Raw genomic sequence first — 14,736 nt, forward strand, 5'->3', positions numbered from 1 at the left:
ATGGAAAAAATCCTGGTAGGCATCTATAATTATTTCAATATCCGCAAACCACTGTTTTATACTGTGTTTGCGTTAAGCTTTGTGCTTATCGGTTTTTTCGCTTCGAGGATAAGGTTTGAGGAGGATATTTCCAAAATACTGCCGAAGGATAAAAAGATAGAGAAACTCAACTATATTTTTCAAAACTCCAAGTTTGTTGATAAGCTGGTGGTGATGGTATCGTTAAAAGATTCCACACAACAGCAGCCCGATAGCCTTATAGCCTTTGCCGATAATTTTACCGAAACCGTTCAGCAAAAACTTCCACGGTATGTAAGTAAGATCAATGCAAAGGTTGATGATGGGTTAGTGATGGAGTTGTTTGGTACTATCAATAAAAGTCTGCCCATTTATCTTACCGAGCGTGACTATTTAAATATTGACACACTTATCCGCCCCGATCAGGTAAAAGAAACCCTTGCCCGCGATTTGCGTACGCTGACCTCGCCCGCAGGATTAGCGCTGAAAAGCATGATCAGCAGCGATCCGGTTGGGATCTCGTATCTAGGCCTTAAAAAATTGCAACAGCTGCAATACGACGAAAATTTTGAACTGTACGATAGCTATGTGATGACCAAAGATCACAAAAACCTGCTGCTGTTCATCACCCCCAAATACTCGCCCAATAATACTGGTGAGAATGCCGTAATGCTTAAAGGCATCGACCAGGTTATCGATAGTTTACAAACTAAAAACTTTCAAACAGTTGATTGCAGCTATTTCGGTACCACAGCCGTATCGGTAGGCAATGCCCTGCAATTACGCAAGGACTCCATGTTCACCCAGGGGATTACGGTGGTGTTCCTGATTGTTTTCCTGGGTTTTTACTTCAGAAAAAAGCGCGCACCAGTTGTGATTTTAGTGCCGGTTTTGTTTGGCGCATTGTTTTCGCTTGCGGTGGTTTATTTTGTAAAAGGCAGTATTTCTGTAATAGCCTTGGGCACGGGTTCGGTGGTGTTAGGAATAGCGGTTAATTATTCGCTGCACGTGTTTAATCATTACCGCCATACCCGCAGTATTGAACAGGTGATCCGCGATTTGGCTATGCCGCTTACTGTGGGCAGTTTTACAACCATTGGCGGTTTCTTGTGCCTTGAGTTTGTAAAGTCGGAAATGCTGAAAGATCTTGGTCTGTTTGCGGCTTTTAGCTTAATCGGTGCTTCGTTTTGCTCGCTGGTGTTCCTGCCGCATTTCATCGCCTCCAAAAAAGAACAGGATCAGCATACAGCACAACTTTCGTGGATTGATAAGATAGCTGCCTATAACCCCGAGTATAACAAGTTTATTATTTCAACTATTGCCATTCTTACCGTAGTATTTAGCTATACTGCCCGGAACGTAAGCTTTGAAACGGATATGAACCGCATGAATTTCATGACCGATAAACTCAAAGCATCCGAAGCCAAACTGAACGCTATTAATAAATACGCCCTGCAATCGGTTTATTTCCTGGCTGAAGGCAAAACATTAGATGATGCGCTCCGGACTAACGAAAAGCTCTCGGCACAGATAGAATTACTGAAAGAAAAAAACATCGTCAAAAAATACTCCGGTGTATCATCGCTCATTATTTCCGATTCGCTGCAAAAAGCCCGCATTGCCCGTTGGAATAACTACTTGACACCTGCAAAAAAACAGCAGTTAATGGCTGTATTGGTTAATGAAGGCGCTGCCTTAGGTTTTAAACTATCTGCTTTTGATCATTTTTACGAACTCATCAATAAAAACTTTAAACCAGTTGGCCAGGATGAAATGGCCGGCATCCGCAAAAGTTTGTTGGATGATTACATAACCGAGCGACCGGGCCGGGCAGGGGTAATTACACTGGTTAAGATCTCACAAGCTGATAAAGCCAAATTGTACAAGCTGTTCGAGAACTCGCCAAATGTTACGGTTGTTGATAAGCAGTACTTAACAAACCGTTTTGTGGGGATCATCAATAATGATTTTACCAGCATCGCCATTATGTCGTCATTGCTGGTGTTTACGGTGCTGCTGCTTACTTACGGGCGTATCGAACTTACGCTGGTCTCATTTATCCCGATGTTTATTTCCTGGATCTGGATTTTGGGCTTGATGGGCTTGTTGGGCATTCAGTTCAATATCGTGAACATCATTATATCGGCACTGATATTTGGTTTGGGCGATGATTACAGCCTGTTTATTATGGATGGATTGCTGCAGGAATATAAAACGGGCAAAAAGAACTTATCGTCGTACAAATCATCCATCTTCTTATCGGCTATTACAACGGTTGTGGGTTTGGGCGTGCTGATCTTTGCCAAACATCCAGCTTTGCGTTCAATCGCATTAATCTCCATCATCGGCATAGTTTGCGTGGTTGTGATGGCGCAGATTTTAATCCCGTTTTTGTTTAATCTGCTCATCAGGAACCGGGTAAAAGCGAAACGTTTCCCATGGACATTGAGCGGCTTCATAATCTCCGTTTTTGCCTTCACTTACTTTGTGAGCGGCTGCCTGTTATCAAGCCTGATTGGTTTGTTTTTGATTAAGCTCAACCCGTTTAAAGGCCCAAGAAACAAATATGTTTATCATGCTATCCTGTCGAAGTTTTGCTGGTCGATGATGCATATCATGCCTAACCTGCGTAAGCGTGTAGTGGATAAAGACAGTTTTGAGAAACCTGCCGTGGTGATCAGTAATCACCAATCGTTTTTAGATATTTTGGTGCTGATCATGCAGCATCCTAAACTGATCTTGTTTACCAATCACTGGGTTTGGAACTCGCCGGTGTTTGGTGCGGTGGTGAGGATGGCTGGTTATTTCCCGGTGGCCGAAGGCGTAGAGCAGAACGTTGATGAACTGGCCGAAAAGGTTAAACAAGGATACTCGATGGTGATTTTTCCTGAAGGCAGCCGCTCGCCAGATGGCAAAATGAAACGTTTCCATAAAGGGGCTTTCTTTTTAGCCGAACAGTTGGGTATGGAGATATTGCCCATTGTGTTGCACGGTACAGGTTATAACATGACCAAAGGCGACTTTCTGCTGAAGAATGGAACGATTACCATCAAATACCTGCCGCGCATTGCTGCTGCTGATACATCATTTGGCAATGGTTATGCCGAACGCACCAAAAATATCAGCCGCTATTTTAAAGAAGAATATCAAAAGCTAAGCGCCGAAATTGAGCAACCGGCTTATTTTAAAGAGCAACTGTTTTACAACTACCTGTACAAAGGCCCGGTATTAGAATGGTATATGCGGATCAAAGTCCGCCTCGAAAAAAATTACCAGGTATTTCATGAGCTGTTGCCTAAACAGGGGAAAATGCTCGACCTGGGTTGCGGATATGGGTTTATGCCCTACATGTTGCATTTCGCTGCACCGGAGCGCGAGTTTACCGGGGTTGATTATGATGAGGAGAAAATTGAAGTAGCCAACAATTGTTTCAGCAAAACGGCTGAGATCAATTTTGTTTATGCTGATGCCCTTGCTTTTGAAATGCAGCAATATGATGCCATTATTATGGCCGATATGCTGCATTATTTACAACCCGTTGAGCAAAAGCAATTGATAGAAAAATGTATCACCCAACTAACTCCTAATGGCCAGCTCATCATCAGAGATGGCAATAAGGATATGCAGGAAAGGCACAAGGGCACGGAGCTTACCGAAACTTTTTCGACCAAGTTGCTTGGTTTTAATAAAACAGGAGCAAATGGTCTTTCGTTCCTTTCGGGGAAAATGCTGCGGGATATAGCGGCAGTGCATGATCTTTCGGTCGCCGAGATTGACAACACGAAATACACTTCAAATATTATTTTTGTGCTTAAAAAAGAAGGGCAGCCAGTTTAAATGAACGATAAGTTTGATGTACTGATCATTGGCAGCGGTATGGGCGGTTTGGTTTGCGCCGATATGCTCGGTCGTGAAGGTTACCGGGTTTGTGTTGTTGAAAAAAACAAGCAGCTTGGCGGCTCGCTGCAAACCTACGTACGCGACAAGGTTATCTTTGATTCCGGGGTGCATTACCTCGGCGGGCTCGATAAGGGGCAAAATCTATACCAGATCTTTAAGTATATAGATATTATCGATAACCTGAAACTGGAAAAACAAAACCCCGATGCCTTTGATAAGATCATGATTGATAACGATCCGGTTGAATATCCCCAGGCTCAGGGCTATGATAATTTCATCAAACAGCTGTTGGTTTATTTCCCGGATGAAGAACCAGCGTTACGGGCCTATTGCGATAAACTGAAAGAGGTTTGCGATAAGTTTCCGTTGTATAATTTGCGTTCGTCGGATGATTTTTATGAAAAGGCCGATGTGTTGGAGGTGGACACGGAGGCTTTTCTGGCATCTATCACCAACAATAAAAAATTGCAGCAGGTACTGGCCGGTAACAATTCTTTATATGCCGGGCAGGCCGATAAAACACCGCTCTACGTTCATGCGCTTATCCTTAACAGCTACATTGAAAGCTCCTGGAAATGTGTTGACGGCGGTTCGCAGATTGCTAAACTGATTGCCCGCAATATCCGCAACAGGGGCGGCGTTATTATCCGGAATAAAGCCGTGAAAAAACTGGTAGAACAGGATGGTAAAATAGCGTATGTTGAACTGCAGCATGGCGAAAAGCTGTATGCCGGTCATTTTATATCCAACATTCACCCGGTGAAAACATTGGAAATGACGGACTCATCAGTGATCAAGAACGTATACAGGAACCGGTTAAAAAGCCTGGAAAACTCGGTGTCATCGTTCACTATCAATATTGTGTTTAAGAAAGATACATTCAAATACTTTAGCCATAACGTTTATAGTTTTAAGGACGGGCAGGTATGGCACATGGCCGATTATACGCAGCAAAACTGGCCGCTGGGTTATGCCGTGTTCATGACTCCATCCTCAAAAAATAAAGAATACGCCGATGGTATGACCATACTGGCCTATATGCGCTATGAAGAAGTAAAGCCATGGCAAGATACTTTCAATACGGTATCTGACGAAGCTTATCGCGGAGAAACATACGAGCAATTTAAAAAGCGCAAAGCCGAGGTTTTATTGGATGATGTGGAACTGAAATTTCCGGGTTTACGGGAAAAGATCTATTCGTACTACACCGCCACGCCACTTTCATACCGTGATTATATTGGCAATGATGATGGTTCGCTTTATGGCATTGCCAAGGATTATAAACACCCGCTGAAAACGTTCATTTCGCCGCGTACCAAACTGCCTAATTTGTACTTCACTGGGCAAAACCTTAATTTACATGGAATTTTAGGGGCCGCCATGAGCGGGATTGTAACCTGTTGCGCTTTGTTGGGCAATGATGATCTGATAGATAAAATAAGAAATGCGTAACAGTAAATTTAGCTGGAAGCGGTTTGGGAAAAGGGTGTTGTATACAGGCCTTGTGTTTGTGGGCTTGCTGCTGATCGGCTTTATTTACCTGTACTGCGTAGCTATCGATTACCCGCCCAAACCTGCCGACTTGAGCAGCCTGCAATTACAACGAAAGGAACCTTCGCCGGGGTTTTATACCATTAATAACAACTGGTTCCGGAAAAGTAAGAGTGGTTTGTTTGAGATGTATGTAGAGGGTAAGCCTTTTGAGCGCGGGGTAATTAATGGCAAACTGAGCAAAGAGCTGGTGGTAAACCAGGAGGTTTATTTTACCGATCAGATCAATAAGATCATCCCCTCACAGTCCTACCTGTCATTCCTGAAATATTTTATAGCCTGGTTTAACCGCGATTTGGCTAAGAACGTAAGCGAAGAATATAAAGAGGAGATCTACGGCATCTCCAAATCAGCATCAGATAAATACCAGTATATCGGCTCCAATTATCAGCGCATCCTGAATTACCACGCCGCGCATGATATCGGTCACGCGCTGCAAAGCATGGCCTTGGTGGGATGTACCTCGTTTGGTACCTGGAACGATCGCTCGGCCGATGGTACCATGATCGTAGGTCGGAACTTTGATTTTTATGTAGGCGATAATTTTGCGCATGATAAAATAGTGGCATTCTTCAATCCATCTGAAGGGCATAAATTCATGACCATAACCTGGGGCGGCTTCGTAGGCGCGGTATCCGGCATGAACGAAAAAGGCCTGAGCGTTACCATCAATGCCGACAAGACCAATATCCCATCGGGTTCGGCCACACCGGTATCTTTAGTAGCCCGTGAGATCTTGCAATACGCCCAAAACATTAAAGAGGCCATCGCGATCGCCAAAAAACGCAAAATGTTTGTGTCCGAATCTTTCCTGGTAGCTTCGGCCGAAGATAACAAGGCCGTAGTGATCGAGAAAACACCCGATACGCTGGATGTGTATGATCCTCGCCAAAACTATATTGTTTGCGCCAACCACTTTCAAAGCAAAGGGCTGGCACATTCTAAAGAAAACCTGGTGCAGTTGAGTAATAGCGCCTCACGATATCGCTACCAACGTTTAATGGAACTGCTGAATGCCGAAGGTAAAAACACGGTGCAAAAAACGGTTGATATATTGCGCGACCGCCAGGGCCTGCATGGTGAAAATATCGGCATGGGCAATGAGAAAGCATTGAACCAGTTAATTGCCCATCACTCTGTAGTTTTTGAACCGCAAAAGCTGCTGGTTTGGGTATCAACCTCGCCATGGCAACTGGGGGAGTTTGTGGCTTATGATTTGAAAAAGATCTTCGCCATGAAAGGCATGCAAACTGATCATGAAATTATGGATACCGCGCTTACCATTAAGCCCGATGCGTTTTTGAACACGCGGGCTTATCGTAATTTTATAACCTATCGTACGCTGAAACAAAAAGCTTTTGACGGTGAAGAGATTAACCCCGATAGCGTGGTGGCCAGCAATCCGCAATTTTACCACGCGTATGTGATTGCCGGTGATTATTCGTTTAAACATAACGAGTATAAAAAAGCCCTCGGGTATTACAAAACGGCTTTAACCAAAGTAATTGCCACCGTAAACGAGGAAAACTATATCAAAAAGCAGGTTGAAAAATGTACTAAAAAGTTAAGCTCATGACAGTTTTAGGTGTAGGTATTGATATGATAGAGGTGGAGCGTGTGCAAAGCAGTATTGCTAAAGAACAAGGTTTTCGTGAGCTGGTTTTTTCGGCAAAGGAGATAGCCTATTGTGAGAGCAAGACCAATAAGTATCAGCATTATGCCGCCCGCTTCGCCGCTAAAGAGGCTTTTTTTAAAGCATTAGGTACGGGCTGGCTAAAAGATACCGCTTTTAGCGAAATTGAGATCAGCAATGATGAAAACGGCAAGCCCATTTTAGAACCTACCGGCGAAAGCGCGGGAGTGATTAACCGTAACGGGCCGTTAAAAATTTCCGTATCATTAACCCATCTGAAAACAATGGCATCGGCCGTGGTAATTATTGAACAGTGATAACACAACACCCTAAACCATTAGCACACCAACCCAAACACGAGGTTGTAAAATACCAGGAGCGAAAGCTGCAGGAGTTGCTCGCTTACCTCAGCCAAAACTCGCCTTTTTATAAAGACCTGTTTGCACAGCATCATATTGATATCAACCAGGTCAAAACGCTTGATGACCTGCGCTTGATCCCGACCACCACCAAAGAAGACCTGCAAAAACGCAACGACGATTTTTTATGTGTGGATAGGGGCAAGATCATTGAGTACAGTTCCACCTCCGGCACTTTAGGCAGCCCGGTAACTATTGCCCTTACTGAAAATGATCTTGAGCGTTTAGCTTATAACGAGTACAATTCTTTTACCTGTGCCGATGGCTCGGCGGCTGACCTGTACCAACTCATGCTCACGCTCGACAGGCAGTTTATGGCCGGAATGGCCTATTATTCGGGTATCCGCAAAATAGGGGCGGGCATTATCCGTTTAGGACCGGGTGTGCCATCGCTACAATGGGAAACCATTTTGAGGTTAAAACCTACAGCAATCGTAGCCGTACCATCGTTCATTTTAAAGCTGATCCAGTTTGCACAGGAGCATCACATCGATATCAATGCATCGTCAGTTAAAAAGGCGGTTTGTATTGGTGAGAATATCCGCAATACTGATTTCAGCCTGAATATTTTAGGTCAAAAGATCACCGAAGCCTGGGATATCAAACTGTATTCAACCTATGCCTCTACGGAAATGCAAACTGCCTTTACAGAATGCGGCGAGGGCAGGGGCGGCCATCATCAACCGGAGCTATTGATTGTTGAGGTATTGGATGAGCACAACAACCCCGTTGCTCCGGGTGAATCGGGGGAGGTGACCATTACCACGCTTGGCGTTGAAGGGATGCCGCTGCTGCGCTATAAAACAGGAGATATCTGCCATTATTTTGATGAGCCCTGTGCCTGCGGGCGTACCAGTATCAGGCTGTCATCCATAGTAGGCCGTAAAAAGCAGATGATCAAGTTTAAAGGTACAACCCTTTATCCGCCGGCTTTATTTGATTTGCTGAATGGCATGGAAGAGATCAAAGATTTTGTAGCCGAAGTGTACTCGAATGAGATAGGTATGGACGAAGTACTGCTTCACCTGTTGCCTGTTAACTATACCGATGAATGCGACCGCAAGATCCGGGCTAATTTGCAGGCCAGGCTAAGGGTGAGCCCGCATATCACCTATCTGAAGCACGATGAGATGCAGAAATTACAATTCCCTGAAGCGGTACGCAAGCCTGTTAAGTTTATCGATAAAAGAAAGTAGCTATTATGTGCTAACTTTGCCCCCATGCATAATGCCGATATCCTGGGCCGGTTAACACAACAGCTTGAGCTGCCGTTTAGTAACCCGGTACTTGTCTTTTCGCTGATATTGTTGATCATATTACTTGCTCCAATCATCATGGGCAAGTTCAAAATTCCGGGTATTGTGGGTTTTATTATGGCTGGCATAGCGGTTGGTCCGCATGGGTTAAACCTGCTCACCAAAAATTCGGCGGTTGAGCTGTTCTCTACCATCGGGTTGCTCTATATTATGTTCATTGCCGGCATCGAGCTTGATCTGAACGAGTTTAAACAGAAGAAACATAAAAGCTTTGTGTTTGGCTTCTTTACTTTCTGCATCCCAATACTGATCGGTTTTCCTGTTTGTTATTATGCGCTCGGTTATTCGTTAATAACATCGGCCTTAACGGCCAGTATGTTTGCCACGCATACACTGGTGGCCTATCCCATAGTGAGCAAATATGGCATCGCGAAAAATGAGGCCGTAGCCATAAGTATAGGCGGCACCATATTGACCGATACCGCCGTACTGATTTTGCTGCCCGTAATTATGGGCGCTAAGGATGGCGGGCTGGGTTTCGGCTTCTGGCTGCAGCTGATGATCTCGCTTTCGATATTCGCGTTTATTATGTTTGTGCTGATCCCGCCGTTGGCAAACTGGTTTTTTAACCGCTACCGCGATAGTAAAACGCTGCCATATGTGTTTGTGCTTTTTATTGTGTTTGTGTCCGCCTTTTTATCCCAACTGGCAGGGGTCGAACCCATTATAGGGGCCTTTGTGGCGGGGCTTGCTTTAAATAAAGCGGTACAGCAGTCATCAGCCTTAATGAGCAGGATCGATTTTGTGGGTAATGCCATATTTATTCCATTCTTCCTGATCAGTGTAGGTATGCTGGTTGATTTGCGTGTGCTGGGCCGCGGACCGCAGGCTACCATTGTGGCAGTAAGCTTAACGCTTGGAGCCTTGCTGGGGAAATGGCTGGCGGCATTATCTACCCAAAAAATATTCAAATATTCGGGCATACAGCGTAACCTCATTTTCGGTTTAAGCAGTGCACATGCCGCGGCTACCCTTGCCATTATTTTAGTGGGATACAAGGCGCAGATTATTGACGACAACATCCTGAACGGCACCATTATATTGATACTGGTTACCTGCGTGGTAGCATCATTTGCTACAGAGCGCGCCGCTAAAAAGGTGGTTGCACCAATTGAAGATCCCGGAATTTTATCAGAACCCCCAATTACCGGCCACGAGCGGGAATGATACCAGTAATTGCTTATAAACTTGTTTGTACGCCCGGCTGTAAAATCCTGAGCTGACCGCCAATGCCCAGCGCGTTAAATGATTGCTGCAGCATCTCGCCCGTTTCGGTATAATGCGACCAGCCCTCAAAATGCACCGGAATGATTGTAGCATCAGGAAAGGCAAAAGCGGTATCAATAGCATCATTGGTGCCCATAGTTACATTGAACGGACCGCGGGGCTTGGCTGCCCCGGCAAATATGAAAACATATTGAGGTTTAAATTTTTCTGCAACCTCCTTTACGCCATCGTAAAATACGGTATCCCCGGTGATATAGATCTGGAGCCCGGCAATAGTTACAATAAAACCTGTTACATCGCCGGTAAGTTTTTCGCTGCCTGCAGGGCCATGCCTTGCCGGTGTGCCGGTTATAACTACTTCATCGTTAAGCGCGATGCTTTCCCATGGGGCCAGGCCAAAGGCATTGCCGCCTAATCTTTCGGCTCCTATTTTGGTGGTTAATGTTTTATCAACCTGTTTCAGCAGCTCCCGGCCGGCATGGTCAAGGTTATCGCCATGCTGGTCATGGCTTAGCAAAACCACATCTATTTTACCGATGTCGGTAGTAGCAGGGCCTTCGGTTTTATGGTAGGCAGGCTTATCGTTGATCATGAATTGCTCACCGGCGGGGTCAAGTGTAGGGTCGGTCATGAGCCTTAAGCCGCCGATCTCCAAAATGATGGTTGGTCCACCCAGGTAGGTTACATTAACTTCGCTTTTCATGGGGTCATAATTTTAGTAGTGTCTTCAATTAATGATTGCATCAGCGTGGCGGCTTTTTTATGTTTTAATATCGGCGCTATCTGTCCGCCCCAAAACAAAATCATATCCCATTTTTGCTGCTCAAGCGCGGCTTTTCTCAAAGGCGACATAAAAGTTGTCTGCAGGGGGAAGGGTAAAAATCCGGCTTCCTTTCCGGCCAGGTCTTTAGCAACCCTGCTGGTAATACCCCGGCCAAGCCTGCCGGTAAACGCGCGGGATAAGGTAGTATATTTCGCTGCATCTGAGAACAGCATTTGCCTGTGGACAGGAAGCGCACCCGATTCATCAACGGCCAAAAAAGCAGTCCCTATCTGTACAGCATCGGCACCTAATGTTAAGGCTCCGGCTACCCCCCGGCCATTAGCAATGCCCCCGGCGGCAATAACGGGCACTTTTACTTTCTCCTTAATTAATTGAAGTAACACAAAAGTACCGGTGGTTGATGATTCGGCGGAGGCAAGGAATGATGGCCTGTGACCGCCCGCTTCAAAGCCCGAGGCTATGATCAGATCTACTCCACTTGCCTCCAATGTTATAGCCTCATCCAGCGTGGTAGCTGCGCCTACGGTAACGATGCCTAACTTACGGCACTGCTCCATCACATCGGCAGGCAACGTGCCAAACATAAAGCTGAATACTTTTGGGCGTAGGTCAAGGATCACCTGCAACTGGTTTTCGAACCGTAATTTAAAGGGATCGGGCTTAGGCGGCAATGAGATCCCGGCTTCATCAAAATAGGGTTTAAACAATTGTGTTGCGTGTTCATACTGCGCATCGGTGGCTGCACCGTCAGGTGCATCGGTTTCCGAAACCCATATGTTAATGTTGTACGGTTTATTGGTTGCTGCTTTGATCTGTTTATCTACCGCTGCAATTTCGGGCGCGCTCAGGGTGTAAGCCCCGTAGCCACCCAGCCCGCCGGCATTTGATACCGCGGCTACCAATTCAACCGACGATAAATTACCGCCAAAAGGCCCCTGCAAAATAGGGTAATCAATACCTAATAGTTCCGTTGCTTTTGTGTTATACCACATGGTTTTAGTATTAAGTCGATAGTACAAAGTCTGAAGTCGCAAGTCTGATTTTCTCTTTTCTACACTTAGAACTTATGACTTTAGACTAAAGACTATAGGTCAATTTATCACTGAAACGAAATTAATTCGTATCGCTGATCATTTTATTTACAATGAGCCACTTGCCGTCGAGTTTATGGAACGATAAAAACTCATGATAGTTATAATCGTACATTTTTACCTGTACTTCGGCAACTGCAATTGAATTTACTGCTTTAACAGAAATGATTTTCCCGTTAAATGGTTTGCCCGAATCCTTAGGGCTTACCCTGTTTTTTACCCCATCCAAATAAACATCCAATGTTTTGGCATAAGGCTGTCCTTTTACATCGCCAAAAAGCAGGGTGCCGGTATTCATTACCTGGTTTAACAAATCTAAATTACCTTCATAAATCCCTTTGAAGTAGTAATTTTCAAGCGCCTGTTCAATGGCAGCTTTGCTTTGATCGTTAGTTTCCATTTTTATTGATAAATTAAACATTATGCCTGCCGCTAAGCAAGGCATAATGCAATTGCTAAAAGAATTTTACACTCAATTTAAATTATGGCCTGCCGCCATGCCTCCATCAACATTGATAATGGCCCCGCTGATGAAATTGTTTTTGGCAACGGCGTACACCATTTGGGCTACGTCCTCAACTTCGCCCACCCGGTTCAGCAGGTGTAATCCTGCGCTTTGGTCGGCATCATCACCGTGCATTGGGGTACGGATAGTACCGGGCGCAATGGTATTTACCCGGATATTATCTTTACCAAACTCGCCGGCCAGTTGTATAGTAAGCGCGTGTATTGCACCTTTTGATGCCATTTGTGCTGTAATGGGAACTCCGCCAAGAGCATGGTTAACCAATGGCGTACCTATATTGATCACCACACCATCATGCTGTTTAAGCATTTGCGGAATCGCAGCCTGGGTGGTGAAGTAAGTACCTTTAAGGTTGGTGTTTAAAAAACGGTCGAGGTAGGCTTCATCAACTTCAAGAAACGGCCTGGTTTCAAAAATACCGGCGTTGTTGATCAGCACATCTACGCTTCCAAATTTATCAAGGGCTGTTTGGGCCAGCTTTTTGCCTGTGACTTTATCGCTTACGTTTCCGGCAACCATGGCCAGGTTATCGCCAGCACCCAACTCCTGGTAAACAGCTTCCAGTTTATCGGCAGTTGTTGAGTTGATGACTACGTTATCGCCCTTTTCTAAAAAATAACGGGCTATTTCTTTACCGATACCGGATGATGCTCCGGTAACGATTATTGTTTGCTTTTTCATTGTTTTACTTCTTGTCGGCAGTGATGCCTCTTTCTCTTAATACTGATGTCTGTTCGCCGGCATATCCCCAATCATCCAGCTCAACTTCGCTGATCACTACATGGGTTAAATGCGGGTCTTTATTCAGGGTATCGGTAATCAAATCGGTTACACCCTTTATCAGGATTTGTTTCTGCTCGCGGGTAACACCTTCGCGGGTCAGTTCAATTTTTACGTATGGCATGGCTTTAGTTTTTAAGCAAAGCTGTTTTAAACAGCTTTTGCGGTTATGTTTATATTCAGGTCAAAATCATTGTAGATAAGCGTATCGCCCAGGTCTTTAAAAAAGTTTCCGGAACGAAACCTCATACCATATTTGGTACGGTCGACCACAACTTTACCGGTTGCGTTTACGGTATCGGCTGCGGTAGCAACCTCCGCGTCAAAACTTACGGAATGAGTGATGCCTTTTATGGTCAGGTCGCCGGTGATCCGATAAGTGCCGTTGCTGCCTATGTTGATCGCAGTAACCACAAATTGAGCTTCGGGATAATTTTCTGAATTAAAGAAGTCGTCGGAAGCAAGGTGGCCTGCAAACTGGGCGTTGGTAGCCGGGTCAGTTATGTCAAGAATTTTAATAGAGGTGGTGTCGATATCGAATTTACCGCCGGTTAATTGTCCATCTGCAAAAGTTAAAGAGCCTTCTTTTATAGCGATGGTACCATTGTGTGCGCCTGTAACTTTACGACCAATCCAATCGATGTTACTTTTTGCGCTGATGATTTCAAATTTTTGAGTTTCCATTTTGTTATGTCTTTAATGACAATACAAAGTTGGGGACTAATGGCCTGGAAACTGTGTGACCTACATCACAATTGAAATACCGCTTTATTTATGTGATGTACGTCACATTTTAAGAATGGTATAAACGGCTCAATGTTTCCCTTGAAACGCCTAAATATGAGGCTATTAATTGTTTGGGAACCACATTGTACAACGTAGGGTACTGCGCCAGTAACTCTTCATAACGACGTTTTGCGTTGTTATTCATAAATGATAGCAGCCTTTTTTGAGCAGCTACATAGCCCTTGTTGGTACGCCAGCGAAAAAAGTGCTCGCTTGCGTGAATTTCATTACAAAGCTTTTCGCGATCGTGACCGGTGAGGCAAAGTACTTCGGCATCCGTAATACAATCCAGGCTAATTGTAGCGCGCTCGCCGCTGTAAAGCGCGTTATAATCTGAAGCCCACCAGGTAGGCATAGCAAACTGCAGGATGAACATTTTCATGTCGTCGTTAATAAAAAACGACTTCAGATAGCCCGAAAGTACGAAATACTCACAGTCTACTTTATCACCTTCCCCGATTATAGTTTGCCCTTTTTTGAATGTTTTGTAGGTAAAATGCGAAAAGAAATAATCGAACTGCTCGTCGGTTAGGGAGGCGGTTTTGCTTACGTGCTCTTTTAAAATTTCTTTTGGCTGCATGTGATAAAAATAACTACAAAAAAACTTTATTTGGATAAGAAAGTCAATGTTTAACTTTCCGGCATTTCCGCTTATTTGGGTCTTGATATAAAGTTAAAGCAATTCATGAGGGATTAATGTGATTC

The 14,736-nt window shown here is 44.6% G+C and carries 13 protein-coding genes; 6 read left to right on the plus strand and 7 right to left on the minus strand.

Features of this window, described 5'->3' with window-relative positions; translation table 11 throughout:
- Genes FHW88_RS15165 through FHW88_RS15190 form a run of 6 tightly spaced genes read left to right on the plus strand, consistent with a single transcriptional unit; the run spans window position 1 to window position 10,004 of the window.
- Window positions 1-3,855: a 1-acyl-sn-glycerol-3-phosphate acyltransferase gene (locus FHW88_RS15165; protein WP_176626490.1), complete on the plus strand. Its 3,855-nt coding sequence runs from the start codon at window positions 1-3 to the stop codon at window positions 3,853-3,855.
- A complete protein-coding gene (locus FHW88_RS15170) occupies window positions 3,856-5,370 on the plus strand; it encodes a phytoene desaturase family protein (protein WP_176626492.1) in 1,515 nt (504 codons plus the stop codon).
- Window positions 5,363-7,045 (plus strand): C45 family autoproteolytic acyltransferase/hydolase, encoded by a 1,683-nt coding sequence (locus FHW88_RS15175; protein ID WP_176626494.1) that lies wholly within the window; start codon window positions 5,363-5,365, stop codon window positions 7,043-7,045. The genes FHW88_RS15170 and FHW88_RS15175 overlap by 8 nt, the downstream gene beginning before the upstream one ends.
- Window positions 7,042-7,419, plus strand: a complete 378-nt coding sequence (gene acpS, locus FHW88_RS15180; RefSeq protein ID WP_090533594.1) for a holo-ACP synthase — start codon at window positions 7,042-7,044, stop codon at window positions 7,417-7,419. Before FHW88_RS15175 ends, acpS begins: the two co-directional genes overlap by 4 nt.
- Complete coding sequence (locus FHW88_RS15185) at window positions 7,416-8,717, plus strand: phenylacetate--CoA ligase family protein (RefSeq protein ID WP_317171369.1); 1,302 nt, start codon at window positions 7,416-7,418, stop codon at window positions 8,715-8,717. The genes acpS and FHW88_RS15185 overlap by 4 nt, the downstream gene beginning before the upstream one ends.
- 24 nt (window positions 8,718-8,741) lie before the next feature.
- Window positions 8,742-10,004 (plus strand): cation:proton antiporter, encoded by a 1,263-nt coding sequence (locus tag FHW88_RS15190; RefSeq protein WP_176626496.1) that lies wholly within the window; start codon window positions 8,742-8,744, stop codon window positions 10,002-10,004.
- Window positions 10,005-10,017: 13 nt separating this feature from the next.
- Here FHW88_RS15190 and FHW88_RS15195 read toward each other — a convergent pair whose 3' ends face one another.
- From FHW88_RS15195 to FHW88_RS15225, 7 genes are all read right to left on the minus strand, one after another.
- Window positions 10,018-10,767, minus strand: coding sequence for an MBL fold metallo-hydrolase (locus tag FHW88_RS15195; protein ID WP_176626498.1), 750 nt, complete (start codon window positions 10,765-10,767; stop codon window positions 10,018-10,020).
- Window positions 10,764-11,840: an NAD(P)H-dependent flavin oxidoreductase gene (locus FHW88_RS15200; RefSeq protein ID WP_176626500.1), complete on the minus strand. Its 1,077-nt coding sequence runs from the start codon at window positions 11,838-11,840 to the stop codon at window positions 10,764-10,766. The genes FHW88_RS15195 and FHW88_RS15200 overlap by 4 nt, the downstream gene beginning before the upstream one ends.
- Before the next feature lie 121 nt (window positions 11,841-11,961).
- Complete coding sequence (locus FHW88_RS15205; RefSeq protein ID WP_218117203.1) at window positions 11,962-12,339, minus strand: nuclear transport factor 2 family protein; 378 nt, start codon at window positions 12,337-12,339, stop codon at window positions 11,962-11,964.
- Window positions 12,340-12,411: 72 nt separating this feature from the next.
- Complete coding sequence (locus tag FHW88_RS15210) at window positions 12,412-13,146, minus strand: SDR family NAD(P)-dependent oxidoreductase (RefSeq protein ID WP_176626504.1); 735 nt, start codon at window positions 13,144-13,146, stop codon at window positions 12,412-12,414.
- A 4-nt stretch (window positions 13,147-13,150) separates the two neighbouring features.
- Window positions 13,151-13,369 (minus strand): tautomerase family protein, encoded by a 219-nt coding sequence (locus tag FHW88_RS15215; protein ID WP_176626506.1) that lies wholly within the window; start codon window positions 13,367-13,369, stop codon window positions 13,151-13,153.
- A gap of 26 nt (window positions 13,370-13,395) precedes the next feature.
- On the minus strand, window positions 13,396-13,929 hold the full coding sequence (locus FHW88_RS15220; RefSeq protein ID WP_176626508.1) for a YceI family protein: 534 nt from the start codon (window positions 13,927-13,929) through the stop codon (window positions 13,396-13,398).
- Between the two features lie 109 nt (window positions 13,930-14,038).
- Entirely contained in the window at window positions 14,039-14,611 is a 573-nt protein-coding gene (locus tag FHW88_RS15225; RefSeq protein ID WP_176626510.1) for a Crp/Fnr family transcriptional regulator, read from the minus strand.
- Window positions 14,612-14,736: the final 125 nt, after the last annotated feature.

It is taken from the genome of Mucilaginibacter sp. SG538B (genome assembly GCF_013376065.1).
Classification (GTDB): Bacteria; Bacteroidota; Bacteroidia; order Sphingobacteriales; family Sphingobacteriaceae; genus Mucilaginibacter; species Mucilaginibacter rubeus.